This window comes from Hyalangium sp., assembly GCF_035629615.1.
In the GTDB taxonomy this organism is placed as follows: domain Bacteria; phylum Myxococcota; class Myxococcia; order Myxococcales; family Myxococcaceae; genus Hyalangium.
The window spans coordinates 1-18,349 of the sequence record NZ_DASPHO010000894.1 but is presented as its reverse complement, the minus strand read 5'-3'; the positions used below and the strand labels follow the sequence as shown (position 1 = coordinate 18,349).

Here is an 18,349-nt window from a genome sequence, read left to right as displayed (position 1 = left end):
GCCGTCGAACCAGGATGCGCGGGTGAAGAACCTGTTCTTCGTGGGGGCCTCTACTCAGCCGGGAACGGGGCTGCCCACGGTGCTGATCTCCGCGCGGCTGGCGGTGGAGCGGATGCGCGAGTGGGCAGAGCAGACGGGGCTGGCGCAAGCGCTGGGCGCCCGGCCAACGCCGGCGGGGACAGAGGTGGCGGCATGAAGTCGCACGAGGAAGCGCACCGGGTGGTCCAGGGCTACCGGCAAGCGAAGCGGGTGACGCGCCACCACGCCAAGAGCTTCTTCTTCGCCTCGTACCTCCTCTTCGGGGCGCGGCGGAGAGCAGCCTTCGCGCTGTACGCCTTCTGCCGGCGGCTGGATGACCTGGTGGACGAGGGCGGGCAGGGCCTGGCGCCGGTGGATCTGAAGGTGCGGCTAGAGCAGGCGCGGCAGAGGGTGGCCGAGGTGTACCTGCCCATGCCGGAGCTTGCGGCTCCAGACCTCGGCTCTCCGGCCGAGCGGCTGATGAGCACGGAGGCCCCGTCGCCGTGGGATCCGGATGAGTTCGCCGCGCTCAAGCACACCGTCCACCGCTTTCGCATTCCTGAGCAGCCCTTCCAGGATCTCATCTCCGGCATGGAGATGGACCTGACGAAGGACCGCTACGCCACCTATGAGGAGCTGGATCTCTACTGCTACCGGGTGGCGGGCGTGGTGGGGCTGATGTTGACGCCGGTGCTGGGGTGCTCGGATGTGCGGGCGGCCTCGCACGCGGCGGACCTGGGCCGGGCCATGCAGCTCACCAACATCCTGCGGGACGTGCGCGAGGACCTGGAGCGCGGCCGGGTATACCTGCCCGCGGACGAGCTGAAGGCCTTTGGGTTGAGCGAGGACGACCTGCGCCGGGGCCAGGTGGACGGCCGCTGGCGGGACTTCATGCGCTTCCAGATCTCTCGGGCGCGGGCTCTGTATGCGCGCGCGGGCGCGGGGGTGCACTTCCTCTCCGGCTTCGGCAGCCAGCGGATGGTGCGGCTGATGGGAGGCATCTACGGAGACATCCTGCGTGTCATCGAGGCGCGCGACTTCGACGTGTTCAGCGCGCGGGCCTGGGTTCCCGGCCGACGCAAGCTGGCGCTGGCGGTGGCGGCCATGGGCAGGCCGGCGGGCGTGCTCAAGGAGGCGCGGCGATGAGGCGCTCGCGGGTAGCGGTCATCGGCGGCGGCATTGGCGGACTGACAGCCGCGGGCCTGCTGGCGAAGGAGGGCCACGAGGTGACCCTCTTCGAGCGGGGGAGCACGCTGGGCGGCAAGGCGCAGTCCATCACGGTGGACGGCGTGACGCTGGACACGGGCCCCACGCTGTTGACGCTGCCCTCGCTGGTGCGCGGCACCTTCGAGCGGCTGGGTGCGCTGGATCTGCTGCCGCCCTTCACGGAGCTGGAGCCGCAGTGCCTGTACCGCTTCTCGGACGGGTGCGGCTTCACGGCGTACAGGGACGTTGAGCGCACGGCGGACAGCGCGGCCGAGCTTCGCCGCAGCGAGCGCCGGGGGGTGCTCTCCTTCTACGCGGAGGCGGAGGCCATCTACAAAGCGGCTGGCGAGCCCTACCTGGAGGCGCCCTTCCAGGGGATGGCGGGCTTCCTGGCGCGGGTGGCGCGGCGAGGAGTGGGGGCAGTGCTGGCGGGCATGCGGCTCACCACGCTGCACGAGCTGGCCGAGCGTCACTTCAAGACGGACCACCTGCGGCAGTTCGCGGGGCGCTTCGCAACGTACACAGGGGCCTCGCCGTACAAGGCGAGCGCAGCCTTCGCGCTCATCCCGCACATCGAGCGGGCATACGGCACGCACCATGTGCGGGGTGGCATCGGCGCGCTGGTGGAGGCGCTGGGGCAGGCGGTGCGGCGGCTGGGAGTGACGGTGCGGCTGAGCACGCACGCGCGCTATGAGCGCGAGGCGCGGGGGGACTACCGCGTGGGGCCGACGGAGGGGTCGGAGGCCTTCGACAGTGTGGTGGTGAATGCGGATCCGCTGGGGGCGCTGCGGCGCGAGGCGGAGCCGCTGGCGCTATCTGGCTACGTGCTCTTGCTGGAGGTGGAGGGGCGGCCGCCGGTACCACACCACACGGTGCTCTTCAGCCATGACTACCGCCGCGAGTTCGACGAGCTGTTCGCTGGGCGGCTGGCGAGCGATCCGACAGTGTACGTGTGCAACCCCTCGGCGACGGACGACTCGGTGGCGCCGCCTGGGCGCACGGGACTGTTCGTGATGGTGAACGCGCCCCCTCTGCCCATGGGGGAGGCAGAGTCCGAGCTTGCGGTCGCGGCGTGGGAGCTCAACGCCGCACGGGCCCAGGCGCAGCTCTTCGAGCGGCTGTCCGCGCACTTCCCGCAGCTGAAGGGGCGGGTACGGGTGCTGGGGCAGCGGACGCCGGTGGATCTGGCGGCGCAGGGAGCGCCCGGGGGGTCCATCTACGGCTTCCTGCCGCACGGCAAGTTCGGCCCGTTCCGTCGGCCACGGATCCGCGGGAGCACGCCGGGCCTGTTCTTCGCAGGAGGCGGGACGCACCCGGGCGGTGGGGTGCCGCTGGTGATGCTCTCGGGGAGCTTCGCGGCGGAGATGGCATCCGCGCACCTGAAGGGAGTGGCGGCATGAGCGCGCTGCCGGGGCTGCCGCTTCTGCCCTCCGAGCCGGGGGCGTATCGCTGGTACTACGCGGACGTCACCTCGGGCGAGCACAGCGCCGTGTTCATCTTCATGGTGGGCTCGCTCTTCTCGCCTCGCTATTCGGTGGCGGCGCGGCGCGGGGGGCTGCCGCGGGAGCACTGCTCGGTGAACTTCGCGCTGTACCACCGGGGCGTGCGGCGGCGCTGGGTGCTCAGCGAGTACCCGGTGATGGAGCAGGAGTCTCCGAGCCGGCTGCGCATCGGCCACTCCACGCTGAGCTACGAGGGCAAGAAGGTGCGGATGGAGGTGGACGAGCGCACGGCGCCGTGGGGCTGCCGCGTGAGGGCCCGCCTGGTGCTGGAGCCGCTGACGCCCTCAGGCGACGAGGTGCAGCTGGTGCCAGGGCTGCCGCACTGGTGGCAGCCGATGGCGCCGCGGGCGCGAGCCTGGCTGGAGGTGGACACGGAGGGAGTGAGGGCAGAGGGGCTGGGCTACCACGACACGAACCATGGCGAGGAGCCGCTGGGGGGACGGCTGAGCGGGTGGCACTGGTCCCGCACGCACGGCGAGCAGGAGACGGCGGTGGACTACCTGCTGCCGGGCGGGGCCGCGCCGGTGAGAGTGACGGCGGGGCCCTGGGGCGTGCGGTGCGAGCGGGGGAGCCGTGGCGAAGCCGTGCCCACGGAGCGCACGGGCTGGGGGCTCCGCGTGCCGAGGCACTTGCGGGCGGGGAACACGGTGGTGGGTGTGCCCCGACTGTTGGAGTCCTCTCCTTTCTATGCGCGGGTGGAGGCACGCCAGGAGGGACTGGACACGCTGGGCGAGGTGGCGGACTTCCGCCGCTTCCACTCGCCGCTCATCCGCTGGATGGCGCACTTCCGCACGCGAGTGGAGGGACGGACATGAGCCCACTGGTGCTGCTGGGGTTGGGCTGGGCCGCGGTGGCGACAGGCTTCAGTGCGGTGGCGCTGGGGCGGCTGCTGCGTCCTCGGCGCGTGCCGGTGGCAGGCACGCGGGTGCCGGTGCTGCTGCTGAGGCCGATGGACGCGCCGACGGCGCTCGAGCTGGAGAACCTGTCTCGGCCCGTGGACTACGCAGGCGAGCTGGAGCAGGTGGTGGTGTCTCCGTACCGCCCTTGGCTGGGGCCAGGAGTGCGGTGGCTGCCAAGCGATCCGCCCGTGCCGAACCGGAAGGTGGGGCACCTGCTGTACGCGCTGGCGGTGCTGCCCACCCAGGGGCGGGTGGTATTGGTGGTGGACGCGGACGTGGCGGTGACGGGCGCGCTGGTGGAGTCGCTGGCCGCTCCGGTGGTCGCGGGCGCGGCGCTGAGCACCGCGGCGCCTACGCCAGTGGGTGTCCGCGGTGTGGTGGGGTGGGCCGTCGCGGGGGTGTTGCGGCATGGCCACCACAGCTTCCGGGCTCTGCATGAGATGAGTACGGGGGCAAAGGCCGTGTGCGGCAAGGCGCTGGGGTTGTCGCCGGCGGCGGTGGAGGAGCTGCAGGGGCTGGCGGATCACATCGGCGAGGATCTCGAGCTGGCGAAGCGGCTGCACGCGCGAGGGCTGGAGGTGGCGTTAGCGGAGGAGCCGGCGCTGATGCCCATGGAGCGGATGCACTCCTGGCGCCCCGCGCTGGAGCGCTTCACGCGCTGGATGCAGGTGCTCTCGAGCCACCGGCCGGGGCTGTACCCGACGGTACCGCTCCTCTTTACCCCGACGCTCCCGTTGGGGGTGTTGGCCCTGGTGCTGGGCTCGTGGGAGCTGGCCATGGCGACAGGAGTTCTTGGAGGCGTGCGTACCCTCCTGTCGTGGCGTCTCACCGTGCTCACAAGGTCCTCACGCCCGTCGGCATTCCTCGGGGTGACGGTGGCGTGGCTGTTGGGAGAGGCGCTGCTGCTGGCGGCCTTCCTGCGCTCCTTGTGGCAGGCGGGGACGGTGACCTGGCGGGGGCGCACCTACGCGCTGGAGTCAGGAGGGCGGATGACGCCCGTGTGGCCCAAGCTCAGTGGAGGTCCGGGATGACGTACGCACGCTTCCTCGGGTTGTTCGTGGTGCTGCCCATCGTCTTCCTGGCGGTGCGGTACCGGAAGACGCTCACGGCCCGGAGCCTGGCGCCGCTGGGGCTGCTGCTCCTCGTCGTCTACGTGGCGACGACGCCGTGGGACAACCTGGCGGTGAAGTGGGGGCTGTGGGGCTTCGATCCGGAGCGCATCTGGGGCATCAAGCTCGGGTACCTGCCGCTGGAGGAGTACCTCTTCTTCGGGCTGCAGACGCTGCTGGTGGGGCTGTGGGCACGGGCGCGGCTGTCACGGGTGGTCTCGCCATGAGTGAGCTGATGGAGTCGCGCTGGGCCTATCTCGTCCACCTGATGGTGTGGGCGCTGCCGCTCATCCTCCTGCAGCTCATCGCCCTGGTGCGCCACTACAAGGAGCGCACCGGCGCGGTGCTGCGGGCGGTGCTGCCGCCGGCCTTCCTCGTCGGTGGCTATCTCTCGGTGGCCGATCACCTGGCCATCTCGACGGGCATCTGGAACTTCGGAGCGGGCAAGCACCTGGGGGTGTACGTGGGAGCCGTGCCCTTGGAGGAGGTGCTCTTCTTCGTGCTGACGAGCGTCCTCGTCTCGCTGGGGCTGGCGCTGTTCACGGCGCTGCTGGGCCGGAAGGAGGCCCGGGCGCCGTGATTCGCGCCGCCAAAGGAGGGCCACTCGGCTGGCTGCTGGATCGGTACGTGGGCTGGAAGTTCCGGTCCTCCTTCCGCGGCCTGTGGGTGCGCGGCGCGCTGCCCGCCGGGGAAGGCGCGCGGCTCGTCTACGTGAACCACTCGAGCTGGTGGGACGGCTTCGTGCTGCACCAGCTCGGGCAGGTTGCGGGGTGGGACGCGTACTGCCTGATGGAGGAGAAGAACCTGCGGCGCTACCGCTTCCTGGCCCGCCTTGGCGCCTTCAGCATCCGGCCGGGGGAGCCGGCCTCCGCCATGGAGTCCCTTCGCTACGCGCGCGAGCTGATGCGCCTGCCCGGGGCGGCGGTGTGTCTCTTCCCGGAGGGAGAGCTGCGGCCCTTCGGGGTGCTGCCGCTGAGGCTTCAGCGGGGTGTGGAGCTGCTGGCACGGACAGGAAGGGTGGAGTGTGTGCCCGTGGCCCTGCGCTACGCCTTCTTCGAGCACGAGCGGCCGGACGTGCTGGTGGAGGTGGGCACGGCGCACTCGCCCGGGCCCCTGGCGCTGTTCCAGGAGCGTCTGGAGGAGGTGGCGCGGCGGGTGGCGGCGGCCACGAGCCTGGAGGGCTTCACGCAGCGGGTGGCGGGTGGCAGCGGGGTGGCGGAGCGCTGGGATGCGGTGAGGGGAGGGCGGGCATGAGCTTGCGCATCCGCACCATCGCCCGGCTCACCGGCATCCGCGAGGCCACCCTGCGCGCGTGGGAGCGCCGCTACGGCTTCCCGCGCCCCACCCGGAGCGAGCACAACAACTACCGCTCCTACTCGCGCGAGGAGGTGGAGAGCATCCGCCGAGTGGCGAAGCTGATCGACGAAGGCCTCTTGGTGAGCGAGGCCATCGCCCAGGTGAAGGCTACCCCCGTGCAGGCGCTGCCCACGGGGGAGCGGCTCTCCGAGCGCTTCTGGTCCGCGGTGATGGTGATGGACGCCGCCGCCGTGCAGCGCGTGCTGGACGAGGCGCAGGCCTCCATGGAGGTGGAGGTGTACTGCAGCGGCTTCCTCCTGCCCCTGCTGCGCGAGATCGGGCTGCGGCTGGACATCGCCCGCGAGCACATGGCCTCGGCGCTGATCCGCCAGCGGCTGCGGGCGCTGCTGGACACGGCGGAGCCGCGGGCCCACGGGCCGCGCGTGGTGCTGGCCTGTCCGGCCAAGGAGCACCACGAGGGTGGGCTGCTGGCCCTGGGAGTGCACCTCAAGCGTCGCGGCTGGCGGGTGACGATGCTTGGGGCGGACACGCCTGCCGAGGCGCTTCGCAGCGCGTGTGTTCAGCTCTCACCTGAGCTGGTAGCACTCTCCTTCGTGCGTCGCCGGGAGCCCCAGGAGCTGGCGGCGGTCCTGTCCGCGGTTGTGCAGGCCTGCGCTCCGGTGCGTGTGGTGGTGGGGGGCGCGGGAGCCCGTGAGCATCTGAAGACCCTCTTTTCGCTGGGCGCGCAGTATGCTGAGTCCGCCGACGAGTTCCTTGCCCTGTGGCAGCAGGGACGCGGCGTCCCGACTCGGACCTGAGCCCCATGAATGCCTGACCGCACCTACCGCATTCATATTGCCGCGGAGCTCTCCGGAGTCCGCGCGGAGCTGATCCGCGCGTGGGAGCGCCGCTATGGCTTCCCGCACCCTCAGCGCACGCCCTCGGGTTATCGCGTGTACACCCAGCAGGACGTGGCGCTGCTCAAGCGGCTGAAGCAGCTCACCGAAGAGGGCGTGGCCATCCGCGAGGCCGTGAAGATGCTGCCTCAGCTCCAGCAGAAGGGGGCCGAGACAGGTGAGGCGCAGGGGACGGAGCTGAGCGCCCCGAGCCTGCAATTCTGGCGCGAGGCGGTGCTCGCCGCGGCCGAGGACCATGCGCAGGCGCGGGTGTCGGCCGTGCTGGACGAGGTGCTGAGCGCGCTGCCCCCGCTCAAGGCCTTCAATGAGGTGCTCGCGCCGGTACAGCGGGAGGTGGGAGAGCGCTGGCACACGGGGCAGCTGACGGTGGTGCAGGAGCACCTGGTCTCCCAGGTGGTGCGGGCGCGCGTGGTGAGCCTGCTCCACGCCGCGCCCGAGAACGAGGGGGCTCGGCACGCGGTGCTCGCGTGCTTCCCGGAGGAGCAGCACGAGATAGGCCTGCTAGGCGTGGCGCTGCGGCTGCGGCATGCGGGCCTGCGAGTGACACTGCTGGGACAGCGGGTGCCGGCGGCGGACCTGGGGCGGATGGTGACTGAGCTGCGGCCGGACCTCGTGGGCCTGTCCGCCGTGACGGACCTGGGCGTGGATGCCTTCGCGGACACGCTGGCGCAACTGCTCGAGGCTCTCCCCCGGGGCGTCTCTGTCTGGGCCGGAGGCGCCGCGGCCCTCGCTCACCATGAGGTGTGCGAGCGGGCCGGTGTCCACGTTTTCCATTCCAGCGACTCTTGGAATGCGCTGACGCGCTGACGCGCTGACGCCGGGCGAGCCGGTTTGTTTGTGTTCAAAATTTTTGAACACAAACAAGATGGCCCTGGGAATCCAATGCAATGCGTTGAAACCAATCTTCTCGGGGAGAGAGGTTCTTCTTCTTAATCCCTTGTATTCGGATTTGTTGTTTTGTACTTTTCGCGCGCTGCAAACACATCCCCCGTGCAGCACAAGGAGCAACTCCCCCATGAAGAACATGCGCAACACGCTGTTTCTTGGTTCTGCCCTTGCCCTCGCCGCTTGCGGCGGTGACCTGAACAACCCCGAGGAGCTGCAGGCCGCGGAGCTGGGCCAGACCGAGGCGCCGCTGATCATGGCGCAGGCCGGCAAGCGCATCCCGGGCCAGTACATCGTGGTGTACAAGGATGGAGCTGACACGAAGTCTCTGATGTCCGCCAAGGGCATCAAGGCCAAGCACACCTACTCGGTGATTCCGGGCTTTGCCGCCGCGCTGAGCGATGAGCAGGTCTCCCAGCTGCGCAAGGATCCGAACGTCGCGTACGTCGAGGAGGATGGCATCGTCACGGTGGACACCACCCAGACGGGCGCCACGTGGGGCTTGGACCGCATCGACCAGCGCGCTCTGCCCCTGAATGGGACGTACATCTACACGACCACCGCGACGAACGTGACGGCGTACATCATCGACACCGGCCTGCAGGCCAACCACTCCCAGTTCAGCGGGCGCGCGTCCAACGTGTTCGACGCGTTCGGCGGCAGCGGCGCGGACTGCCACGGCCACGGCACGCACGTGGGTGGCACGGTGGGCGGCACCACCTACGGCGTAGCCAAGGGCGTGAAGCTGCGCGGCGTACGCGTGCTGGACTGCGCGGGCTCCGGCTCCAACTCGGGTGTGATCGCCGGCATGGACTGGGTGCGCACCAACGCCATCCGGCCGGCGGTGGCCAACATGAGCCTCGGTGGCGGCGCGTCCACGGCGGTGAACACGTCGGCCAACAACCTGGCCAACTCGGGCGTGTTCCTCGCGGTGGCCGCCGGCAACAACAGCGGCGCCAACGCCTGCAACTACTCGCCGGCCGGTGCGGCGTCCGCAACGACGGTGGGCTCCTCCGCCAGCAACGACACCCGCTCCTCGTTCTCCAACATCGGCACCTGCGTGGACATCTACGCTCCGGGCTCGAGCATCACCTCGGCGCGGCTCAACGGCACCTCCACCGTCATGAGCGGCACCTCGATGGCCTCGCCGCACGTGGCCGGCGTGGGTGCGCTCTACAAGGGCGCCTACGGTGAGGCGGCTTCCTCCACGGTGGACGCGTGGATCAAGACCAACGGCACCAGCCTGTCGTTCGGCAAGCTGCTCTACAAGAGCTCGCTGTAGTCCCAGGTGACGTGAGCTGCAGTGTGCGGGGGTCGTGGCTTCGTGCCGCGGCCCCCGTTGCTCTTCGCGGAGAGGGCGCACCCTGCGAGGCGGGCGTGCCTCGGACTCAGGGCGTCACGTTGTCGGGGAGGCTGAGCATCTCCCGGGCTTCGACGGCGACACCCGGGGGGGTGCTGGGATCGGCCAGGAGTGCCTCGAGCTGCTTGCGGGCCGCCTCCTTCTCGCCACGCCGCCACGTCAGCCGCGCCTTGTGGAGGAGCAGCTGGCCTCGGGTCTCGGCATCGGGCCCGAGCGATAGGGCCTTGGCGAGCAGCCGCTCAGCCTCCTCGGGCTGCTCCGTGGACACGGCGAGCTCATGCCACGCGGGCACGAAGGCCGGCGCCTTCCGGGTCAGCTCCTCCAGCAGCCGCCGAACCTCCGCCATGTCCCTCAGCCGCATCACCTCGAGGAACTCCCTCAGCGTCCCCTTGGGGACGCGGCCGTCGTGCTCCCGCCGGAGACTGTCGAGCATCCGCTTGCTGTCGGAGACGCCCTGCGGCGCCAGCGTGTCCAACTGCTCGTACGCCTCGAGGGCTTGGGCGTCATCCTTCATATAGAGGTAGGTGACGCCCACGTCATAGAGGGGCAGCGGCCAGGTGGGGGCGATCTCCCGCGCCTGCTGGAAGGCCCGCAGGGCCTCCTCGAACTGGCCCACCTCTCCATGCTTGCGGCCCTGGGCGTGGAGCTGCATGGCGCGCTCGGGGAGGGGGGGCTCCGGTGGCGGAGCGTCTCCGGCGGGCTGCGCAGCCGAGGGTGGGCTCAGGGCCGTGCCCGAATCCATGGCCGAGGAGGACGGCGCGGACTTGCCGCAGGTGCAGCCTTCGAGGCAGGCCAGGGCGACCGAGAGGACGAGGAAGCGACGCATGCGTAGGTGACCTCACACCCGCTCGGGCTCCACCGGGACCGCGGTGGAAGTTCCGAGGGGCACGTCACTATAATCGACGGCCGCCATGACCGACTTCATCGAAGTCCACGAGGGTGCCCTGGAGCCCCAGCTCTGCCGGGACATCATCCAGCGCTTCAACAAGAGCCCTCAGGTGCAGCGCGGCCGCACCGGCCATGGCGTGGACGTAGCCAAGAAGGACAGCTACGACCTGACGCTCAACCTCGTCCCGGAGTGGGAGCCCACGCTCCGGCTCCTCCTGGACAAGTCGTTCCCGCCGCTCAGGAGCTACCTGCGCAAGTACCTCTACACGCTGATCGGCGCCGTCTCCCCCTCCATCAAGGACCCGAAGACGGGGAAGCTGGTGACGCTGACGGAGCAGAACTTCGCCCAGCTGGGCGATCCGATCCTGGATGGGCTCGTCGGCAACTTCTACCGCTACGGCTTCCTCAACGTGCAGAAGTACGTGAAGGGCTCGGGGGGCTATCCGCACTGGCACTCGGAGATCTACCCGAAGGACGCCGACGGCGAGCAGCTGCACCGGGTGCTGGCCTTCCAGTTCTACCTGAACGACGTGGCCGAGGGCGGCGAGACGGAGTTCTACTACCAGCAGCGCAAGGTGGAGTCGAAGGAGGGCCGGATGGTCATCTTCCCCGCCGGCTTCACGCACACCCACCGTGGCAATGTGCCGCGCTCGAACGACAAGTATATCATCACCTCGTGGGTCCTCTTCCACCGGTCCGAGCATATCTACCGCAACACGCCCCCGCCTCCCGCCTGAAGGCCACCTATGCGACGAGGATGGAGCGGAGTGCTCGTGCTCCTGGCGCTGGGCTGGGCCAGCTGTGCTCCCGCACCCAAGAGGCCGTTGGCGGTGGGGACAGTGCCCTGGGTGGGCACGGAGCCGTTCTTCCTGGCGCGCGAGCTGGGGCTGTTCTCCGGCCCCATCCACCTCGTGGAGTACCTCAACAGCGAGCATGAGATCCGGGCCTTCCAGAATGGAGTCATCGACGCAGCAGCGGTGACGGTGGATGAAGTGCTGAACCTGGATCGCCGGGGGCAGCAGGCGCAGGTCGTCTTCGTTCTGGATGGCTCGCACGGCGCGGACTGCCTGATGGCGCGGCCCGAGGTGACGAGCGTGGCGGAGCTCCGAGGCCGGAAGGTGGCCTCCGAGGACGTGACGCTGTCGACGTACATGCTCGCACGAGCGCTGGAGCAGGCCGGGCTGAAGCTCGAGGATGTCCAGCGGGAATACCGTGCGCGGGATGCCTTCGCGGAGGCACTGCGGACGGGCGAGGTGGACGCGGTGGTGGCCTTCGAGCCCTTCTGTCAAAAGCTGGCCGCCCAGGGCGCGAGGCGGCTCTTCGACAGCTCGCAGATTCCAGGGGAGATCATCGATGTCCTGGTGGTGCGCAGGAGCTACCTGCAGGCGAACCCGGAGCAGGTGGACGCGCTGATCCGGGGCTGGCTTGCCGCGCTCGCCGTCCTGCGAGAGCGCCCCGCCGAGGCCGCGCGCCGGATGGGGCCGCGGGTGGGACTGGAGGAGGGAGCGTTTCTCGAGGCCCTGAAGGGTGTTCGCCATCCGGACCTCCAGGAGCAGCGCCTCCAGCTCACGGGCGAGCGGCCGCGACTGTATGAGACCATCGAGCGGCTGGGCAGCGTCATGGTCCGGGAGCAGGCCCTCCCGGCGTTGCCGGACTCCCGCCACCTCATCGACACCGCACCGTTGCTCCGGGTGGCACCATGAGCGCACCCTCCTCGCGCCTGGCCTGGCTCCGGGAGCTCACCGTCCCGCTGCTGCTGCTGGGGGTCTACACCGTCTGCTTCGGTCTCTACTCCCTGCATCGCGAGACGAGCGAGGGAGTGAGGCACATCCAGACGGCCGCGCGCCGGCGGGTCGCCGTGGAGATGACGCAGCTCCAGGCAAACCTGGACTACCTGCTGCGCGCGGGGAACCTGCCGGCAGTGCGCGAGTCCCTGTCGGGCCTGGGCTACAACCCGCAGCTCGAGGTGGGGCTGCTCGTCGACGAGCAGCAGGCCGTGCTGGCCTCCACCCGGCTGGCGCTGATCGGCAAGCCCTTGCGCGAGGCCTGGCCGGAGGGAGAGCTCCCGGAGAACGTCGGCAGGAGACAGCAGGCCCTGGAGCAGCTGAAGGGCGTCGTCGAGCTCTCCACCGACGGGCGGCGCATCATCGGCCACTACCCGGTGCAGCTGAGCTTTGGCCCCTCTCCGCGGCGCATGGGCTACCTCTTCTTCCAGCACGATCTGACGGAGCTCGAGAGAGCCGGGCGCTATTCCGCGGAGCGCTCGGTGCTGCGCTCGACGTTGATGCTGCTGGCAATCGCAGGGTGCATGGGGCTCGGCGTCCACTTCCTGCTCGGGCGCCGCATCCAGCGGCTGGTGGCGACCACGGAGGGCATGGCCGAGCAGATCGGCCACAGCCGCCGGCAGCTCCGAGAGAACGAGGAGCGCTTCCAGATGCTGGTGGAGCGCACGCCGGACGCCATCTTCATCCACCGGGAGGGGAGCATCGTCTTCCTCAACCCCGCCGCGGCCACGCTGGTGGGGCACGAGCGCGCGGAGGCGCTGCAGGGCCGGAGGCTGACGGAGCTCGTGCAGCCGGGAGAGGAGGGCGCGCTCACGGGGCCGGAGGTTGCGCAGGGGATGCGAGAGGTCCACTGGGTGCACCGCTCGGGGGGGCTGGTGCTGGGGGAGGTGGTGACGTTCTCGCTGGTGTTCGAGGGTCAGCCGGCCTGGGTCTCCATCGTGCGTGACATCACCGAGCGCAAACACCTGCGGGAGAAGCTGCAGACGGCCGACCGCATGGCCTCCATCGGCTCGCTGGCGGCGGGTGTGGCGCATGAGATCAACAACCCGCTGTCCTTCATGCTCAGCAACGTGCGGTTCATCCGTGACGAGCTGCGGGTGCTGGCGGGGGAGGGGGACGCGCAGGCGAAGGAGCGGCTGAAGGAGGTCCAGGAGGCGCTGGAGGAGGCGCTCACGGGCGCGGACCGGGTCAGTGACATCGTCCGGGATCTGCGGACGTTCGCGCGAGGGGATGACGGCCAGCGGGTGCCGGTGAACCTCCACGCGGTGCTGGATCTGTGCGGGAACATCGCCCGGAGCCAGCTCCGCCACCGCGCGCAGCTGGTGAAGGAGTACGGCGAGCTGCCGCTGGTGAACGCCAGCGAGTCCCGGCTCGGGCAGCTCTTCCTGAACCTCATCATCAACGCCGCGCAGGCCATCCCCGAGGGGGGAGACGTGAAGGCTCACGAGGTGAAGCTCACCACGTGGCGAGAGGGGGAGGACCAGGTGGTGGTGGAGGTGAAGGACACAGGGGTGGGCATACCGGCGGAGAACCTGCACCGGCTGTTCGATCCGTTCTTCACCACGAAGCCTGTGGGGGTGGGGACGGGGCTGGGGCTGTCCATCTCTCACGGCATCGTGAAGGCGATGGGCGGGCGCATCACGGTGCAGAGCGAGCCTGGAAAGGGGACCGCCTTCCGGGTGTTCCTGCCGATTGGAGAGCCTGTGGCGGCGCCCGTCAGCCCGGGTCCGGCGTAGGGGAGCGCTGATGTCCCGTCACGACACGATCGATCGCCTTTCGCCCGCGCGACGGCCGGAGGGACGGCCGGTGATGTACCAGCGCTGGAGGACGCTGCTGTTCCTGCACTGGGAGGTGCCGGCAGAGGAGCTCGCGCGGCTGCTGCCACCGGGGCTGACGCTGGACACGTACGAGGGCCGGGCGTTCATCGGCCTGGTGCCCTTCACGATGAGAGGAGTGCGGCCCGCGGGGCTGCCTGCCTTCCCTCCGCTCTCGAACTTCCACGAGACGAACGTGCGCACGTACGTGCACCGCGAGGGCAAGGACCCAGGGGTGTGGTTCTTCAGCCTGGATGCGGCCAACCGCATCGCCGTGAAGCTGGCGCGGGCGTGGTTCAGGCTGCCGTACCACTTCGCGCGGATGGAGCTGACGCGCGAGGGCCCTTGGGTCTCCTACCGCTCGGAGCGGCAGTGGCCCGCGCCCGTGCCTGCGAGCTGCGCGGTGCGGTGTGCGCCGAGGGGTGAGGCCTCCACCTCGGCGCCGGGGACGCTGCAGCACTTCCTGGTGGAGCGCTACTTCCTCTACACGCTGCACGGCGGAGGGCTGTGGAGCGGGCAGGTGCACCACGCGCCATACCCGGTGCGCAGCGCGGAGGTGGAGGGGCTGGAAGAGTCTCTGCTGGCGGCCGCGAAGATCTCCCGGCCACCGGCGGCGCCCCTGGTGCACTTCTCGGACGGCGTGGATGTGGACGTGTTCCGGCTCAAGCGCGTGTGAGGGGCCATCCCGGCGACCGGTCCACCAGACTCACGGGCACGCGCCGCAGTCCGCGTTGCAGCTGTTGGTGGTTGTCCCCATGCCGCACTTCTCGGTGAACTGGCACACCCCGTCCCCGCAGCTGAAGATGTCCACCGGGCGCACGCGCGTCGTCATCGGCTTGTACGTCACGCCGTTGTAGGAGCAGCTCGTGTAGTACGTCCCCGTCGAGTCCAGCGTGCAGTACTCCTGGCACGAGCCCACATGGGTCATCGGCTCGCAGTCGGTGGTCTGGCCCGACACGGACAGCGCGCAGGCCCGCGGGCTGCTCTCACTGGCGCTCAGGGAGTTGCGATCGCTGCCCGAGAAGATGCCCTCGTCCTTGAAGGTGTTGCCGAAGAAGCAGCCCTCCGTCTCCGAGTACGAGGCCAGCTCCGCGGACGTGTACGGGATCTCCACGCCCTGCGCGCTCCGGCCCAGCACGGAGACGTGGACATTGAGGCCGAACTTGTTGGCGTGGGCCGCCAGGCACGCAGTGACGACCTGCTGCTCGGCCTCCGTGGGCTGCAGCCCCTGGCCCCAGCCCGGCGCCAGCCCGAGCAGGCCGTGCCACGTGTACACCTGGCCCGTCACCGGGCTCGTATAGACGCGCGACTCCCCCTGGGGCAGCGCGCACATCACCGTGTACTTCATCACCAGGGCGCGCAGGGACGAATCCGCATGGAACCAGTCCAGGAAGGTGATCGTCAGCAGGCCGTTGGTGGACAGGCCGTTGGTGGACAGGCCGTTGGTGGACAGGCCCATGGTGGCCATCTGCTCGCTCGTCGCCGCCGTCCCCTCATGGGTGCCCAGAGCCTCCTGCTCGAAGGCCATGCCCTCCTCAGCCACTCCGCATCCGGTCGCGCTGCCCAACCACACCAGCACCGTGAACAACGCCACCACTCCAGGATTGCCGTGAGTCTGGAACGCGTCGCCACGACGAACAGAGAAGGACGTCTGATTCATGGCACCACCCCCGCGGAGGCGACCGTGGAACACGGCCGCATTGGGTCCGCTGCTTTGGCGGTCTCGAATAATACCGCCAATAAGAGATTAGCAGTAAAGCCTCGCACGCGCACTTCAATCCCAATCAAAACAACCGCTCCTGTTTCAGACAGGAATAGACGGTTCGAGCATGTTTCGTATGGATGTGAGGCATTGCGTCTCAAACCCTGTGCAAGGGCGAGACACACGCACCGTCACATTGTTTCAAGTGGAGACAGGCGGGCCCAGCACCTGTAGCGCGTTCGGCGTGAGGTGTAGTCCTCCCGGAACGCGCACAACCCAACTGGAAAGGTCCGTCACGGGACCTCCCAGGACTTCAAGCACCGAGTCCTCACCGCGCACTTCCACGGCGCCCACGTGGACGCAGAGCTGGACGTGGGCGCCCACTTCGGCGGCGAGGGCCTCGGTGTCGCGGCGCAGGTGGCGGAGCGCCTCGTGCAACCGCTGGGACTGCTCGGGCGCCAGGGGGCCAGGAGCCTCCAGCAGCCGGATGGCCAGCAGCGCCGTGCCCGCCTGCAGCGCCAGCATGAAGCCGGTGGCGCGCAGCTGCTGCTCGAGGCAGTCGAGCACCTCGGCCAGCGCGGCGTGCACCACCTCGTCGTCCTGGTCAGACTCGGCCAGCTCTACCTCCGCGTGCACGGCCAGCGCCTGGCGCGTGGTGCCTGCGGGCAGCACGTCACCGGGTGCTGCCACCGCCTCGCGCAGCGCGGTGAGGAAGGTCTCGGTGCTCTGGAAGCGTCGCTCCGCCTCCTTCTCCAGGCAGCGCAGCACCACCGCATCCACCACGGCTGGCACGGGCGCGGTGGCACTCGCGCGCGGCGGCGGGGCCTCCAGGTGCAGCCGCTCCAGCTCCAGCCGATCCTTGGAGTGGAAGGGGTACTGTCCCGTCAACAGCTGGAACAGGAGTACGCCCAGCGCGTACACATCCGTGGCCGGGGTGATGGTGCTCCCACGAAGCTGCTCGGGCGCCATGGCGAAGGCGGTGCCCAGCCGCTGCCCTGCCAGGGTCAGGCCCTCCTGGCCGGCCTGGGGCTGGATGACCTTGGCGATGCCGAAGTCGAGCAGCTTCACCCGTGGCCGCTCGCCGTCGTCCATCACCATCACATTGCTGGCCTTCAGATCCCGGTGGACGATGCCCGCCTTGTGGGCCGCCTCCAGGGCTGCGCAGACGGGCTCCAGATAGGCGAGCGCTCGCTCGGCCGACATCCTGCCCCGCTCGTGGATGAGCTGGCTGAGCGTCCGGCCCTCCAGCAGCTCCATCACGAAGTAGGGGCTGCCATCCGGCATCATCCCGAAGTCGTAGACGTCCACCACGTTCGGGTGGTGGATCTGGTTGACGATGCGGGCCTCGCGCACGAAGCGCTGGAGCATCTCGCCCTGGTCCGCCAGGTGCGAGTGCAGCACCTTCACCGCCGCGCGCCGCCCGAGGATGCGGTGCTCGGCCTCGTACACGCTGCCGTGACCGCCCGAGGCAATCAGCCGCTTGAAGATGTACTCGCCCGCGAGCGCATACTGGGCGCTCTCGCCTTCCTTGGGCGGAGTGGCGGCCGTGTCCCAGGGGACCTGGGGCTTGCCGCCCTGGATTCGGTAGGTGTCCTCGTGGTCCCCCATTGGGGACAAGCTAACTACCTGTGCCGTTGCATGCGAGAATTTGGCCGCTCGGGAGAACGGCTCTCCCGGCGCAGCCGGAATGTCCGGGATCGAGCAGCGGGTGGTCCCTCTGGCGGAAGGGCTGTCCGGTGGGAGATGCTGCCAGGTGCAACAGACGCGGTAGGTTGGACGGCAGGCTGGCAAGGCTGCTGGGATTCCCCGGAGGCGTCCCGGGGGGGATGAATGCCCATGACAATGCTGGATGAAGTGACAACCCATGCGGGCATGCCGCTCATGTCCTCGGCCTCACCCGGGGCGTGTCTGATCTTGATCAGCACGGCGCTGCCGGCCTCCATCGGCAAGGCCTTCGCGCTGGCGCCGGGCGAGCACGTGCTGGGACGCGGCTCCGAGGCGAGCATCCGCATCGACGATCATGGGGTGTCCCGTCGGCACGCCCGGGTCGTCCGCACTCCCGAGGGCGGGTGCCACGTCACGGATCTCAAGTCGACGAACGGCACGTACCTCAACGGGGTGTCCATCACCTCGGCGGAGCTGCGCGAGGGAGACCGGCTGCAGATTGGCACGGGCACCGTCTTCCGCTTCTCCACGCGCGCGCAGCTCGAGCCGCGCGAGGAGCAGCTGCGGCAGGCGCTGTCGGCCGCGCGGGTGGGCATCTGGGACTGGAACGCCTCCACCGGGGTGGTCACCTGGTCCGAGCACGTGGATCGGATGCTCGGGCTGCCCGTGGGCAAGCTGTCGGGCCGCACCATGGATCTCCAGGAGGTGGTGCATCCGGCGGACCTGGCGCGGGTGAAGGAGGCGCTGGCCGCGGCGCTGGAGCAGCGCACCCACGTGGAGCTGGAGTACCGCATCGAGCCCGCGGGCAGCGGCTTCCGGTGGATCTCCTGCAAGGGAGATGTGCTGAGCGACATGGCCGGCGCGCCCGCGCGGATCACCGGCACGGTGATGGACATCACCGCGCGCAAGCAGGCCGAGCAGGAGCTGCGGCGCCACGCCCTCATCTTCGAGAGCTTCTATGACGGGGTCGTCATCACGGACCTGTCCGGGCGCATCGTCGACCTGAACCCGAGCGCGGAGCGGATGTTCGCCCGCGCCAAGTCCGAGGCGCTGGGGCAGACGCTCTTCTCGGTGCTGCACCCCGGCCAGACGGATGCCCTCACCGCGAAGATCTTCTCCACGCTGGAGCAGACGGGCCGCTGGACGGGAGAGATGGAGTTCCAGCGCCGGGACGGGACGGGGTGCACCTGTGAGTCCGTGGCGGTGCCGCTGCGGGACGCGGAGGGGCGCGCCATCGCCTGCATCCTGGTCCACCGCGACATCACCGAGCGCAAGAACCTGCAGGCGCGCCTCGTGATGGCGGA

18 protein-coding genes and 1 pseudogene are annotated in these 18,349 nt (G+C 69.7%); 16 read left to right on the top strand and 3 right to left on the bottom strand.

The features are described 5' to 3' along the window. The 11 genes and pseudogenes from VD972_RS44730 to VD972_RS44680 form a co-directional block, all read left to right on the top strand. Positions 1-196 (top strand): annotated as a pseudogene (locus VD972_RS44730) (phytoene desaturase); the annotation flags it as partial. After that, entirely contained in the window at positions 193-1,164 is a 972-nt protein-coding gene (locus tag VD972_RS44725; RefSeq protein ID WP_324996151.1) for a phytoene/squalene synthase family protein, read from the top strand. The pseudogene VD972_RS44730 and the gene VD972_RS44725, both read left to right, overlap by 4 nt. Beyond that, positions 1,161-2,624 carry a phytoene desaturase family protein gene (locus VD972_RS44720; RefSeq protein WP_324996149.1) on the top strand — a complete coding sequence of 488 codons (1,464 nt, stop codon included), beginning with the start codon at positions 1,161-1,163 and terminating at the stop codon, positions 2,622-2,624. The genes VD972_RS44725 and VD972_RS44720 overlap by 4 nt, the downstream gene beginning before the upstream one ends. Continuing rightward, positions 2,621-3,541 carry a carotenoid 1,2-hydratase gene (locus VD972_RS44715; protein ID WP_324996146.1) on the top strand — a complete coding sequence of 307 codons (921 nt, stop codon included), beginning with the start codon at positions 2,621-2,623 and terminating at the stop codon, positions 3,539-3,541. The genes VD972_RS44720 and VD972_RS44715 overlap by 4 nt, the downstream gene beginning before the upstream one ends. Continuing rightward, positions 3,538-4,656, top strand: coding sequence for a glycosyltransferase (locus VD972_RS44710; RefSeq protein ID WP_324996145.1), 1,119 nt, complete (start codon positions 3,538-3,540; stop codon positions 4,654-4,656). Before VD972_RS44715 ends, VD972_RS44710 begins: the two co-directional genes overlap by 4 nt. After that, positions 4,653-4,961: a lycopene cyclase domain-containing protein gene (locus tag VD972_RS44705; RefSeq protein ID WP_324996142.1), complete on the top strand. Its 309-nt coding sequence runs from the start codon at positions 4,653-4,655 to the stop codon at positions 4,959-4,961. Before VD972_RS44710 ends, VD972_RS44705 begins: the two co-directional genes overlap by 4 nt. Before the next feature lie 5 nt (positions 4,962-4,966). Beyond that, the gene (locus tag VD972_RS44700; protein ID WP_324996155.1) at positions 4,967-5,314 is read left to right on the top strand and encodes a lycopene cyclase domain-containing protein; all 348 of its coding nucleotides are present in this window, start codon (positions 4,967-4,969) and stop codon (positions 5,312-5,314) included. Continuing rightward, positions 5,311-5,988, top strand: coding sequence for a lysophospholipid acyltransferase family protein (locus VD972_RS44695; protein WP_324996141.1), 678 nt, complete (start codon positions 5,311-5,313; stop codon positions 5,986-5,988). The genes VD972_RS44700 and VD972_RS44695 overlap by 4 nt, the downstream gene beginning before the upstream one ends. Then, positions 5,985-6,848, top strand: a complete 864-nt coding sequence (locus VD972_RS44690; RefSeq protein WP_324996139.1) for a MerR family transcriptional regulator — start codon at positions 5,985-5,987, stop codon at positions 6,846-6,848. The genes VD972_RS44695 and VD972_RS44690 overlap by 4 nt, the downstream gene beginning before the upstream one ends. A gap of 9 nt (positions 6,849-6,857) precedes the next feature. Continuing rightward, positions 6,858-7,754, top strand: coding sequence for a MerR family transcriptional regulator (locus VD972_RS44685; protein WP_324996137.1), 897 nt, complete (start codon positions 6,858-6,860; stop codon positions 7,752-7,754). A 208-nt stretch (positions 7,755-7,962) separates the two neighbouring features. After that, on the top strand, positions 7,963-9,114 hold the full coding sequence (locus tag VD972_RS44680; protein WP_324996135.1) for a S8 family peptidase: 1,152 nt from the start codon (positions 7,963-7,965) through the stop codon (positions 9,112-9,114). A 106-nt stretch (positions 9,115-9,220) separates the two neighbouring features. Here the strand turns inward: VD972_RS44680 and VD972_RS44675 are convergent, their stop codons facing one another. After that, positions 9,221-10,018 (bottom strand): hypothetical protein, encoded by a 798-nt coding sequence (locus tag VD972_RS44675; protein WP_324996133.1) that lies wholly within the window; start codon positions 10,016-10,018, stop codon positions 9,221-9,223. Positions 10,019-10,103: 85 nt separating this feature from the next. On the opposite strand from VD972_RS44675, the gene VD972_RS44670 reads away from it, so the two are divergent. The 4 genes from VD972_RS44670 to VD972_RS44655 are packed head-to-tail and all read left to right on the top strand — an operon-like array spanning position 10,104 to position 14,354. Beyond that, positions 10,104-10,817, top strand: coding sequence for a 2OG-Fe(II) oxygenase (locus VD972_RS44670; protein WP_324996130.1), 714 nt, complete (start codon positions 10,104-10,106; stop codon positions 10,815-10,817). 9 nt (positions 10,818-10,826) lie between these two features. After that, complete coding sequence (locus VD972_RS44665) at positions 10,827-11,783, top strand: ABC transporter substrate-binding protein (RefSeq protein WP_324996128.1); 957 nt, start codon at positions 10,827-10,829, stop codon at positions 11,781-11,783. Continuing rightward, the gene (locus VD972_RS44660; RefSeq protein ID WP_324996126.1) at positions 11,780-13,600 is read left to right on the top strand and encodes a two-component system sensor histidine kinase NtrB; all 1,821 of its coding nucleotides are present in this window, start codon (positions 11,780-11,782) and stop codon (positions 13,598-13,600) included. The genes VD972_RS44665 and VD972_RS44660 overlap by 4 nt, the downstream gene beginning before the upstream one ends. A gap of 10 nt (positions 13,601-13,610) precedes the next feature. Next, complete coding sequence (locus VD972_RS44655) at positions 13,611-14,354, top strand: DUF2071 domain-containing protein (RefSeq protein ID WP_324996125.1); 744 nt, start codon at positions 13,611-13,613, stop codon at positions 14,352-14,354. Positions 14,355-14,384: 30 nt separating this feature from the next. Here the strand turns inward: VD972_RS44655 and VD972_RS44650 are convergent, their stop codons facing one another. Together VD972_RS44650 and VD972_RS44645 are read right to left on the bottom strand one after the other, a co-directional pair. Further along, positions 14,385-15,338: a hypothetical protein gene (locus VD972_RS44650; RefSeq protein WP_324996122.1), complete on the bottom strand. Its 954-nt coding sequence runs from the start codon at positions 15,336-15,338 to the stop codon at positions 14,385-14,387. Between the two features lie 243 nt (positions 15,339-15,581). Next, positions 15,582-16,988, bottom strand: a complete 1,407-nt coding sequence (locus tag VD972_RS44645; protein ID WP_324996153.1) for a serine/threonine-protein kinase — start codon at positions 16,986-16,988, stop codon at positions 15,582-15,584. A gap of 228 nt (positions 16,989-17,216) precedes the next feature. Here VD972_RS44645 and VD972_RS44640 point away from each other — a divergent pair. Continuing rightward, positions 17,217-18,349, top strand: a 1,133-nt coding sequence (locus VD972_RS44640; protein ID WP_324996120.1) for a PAS domain S-box protein, incomplete at its 3' end; no start/stop codon positions are given.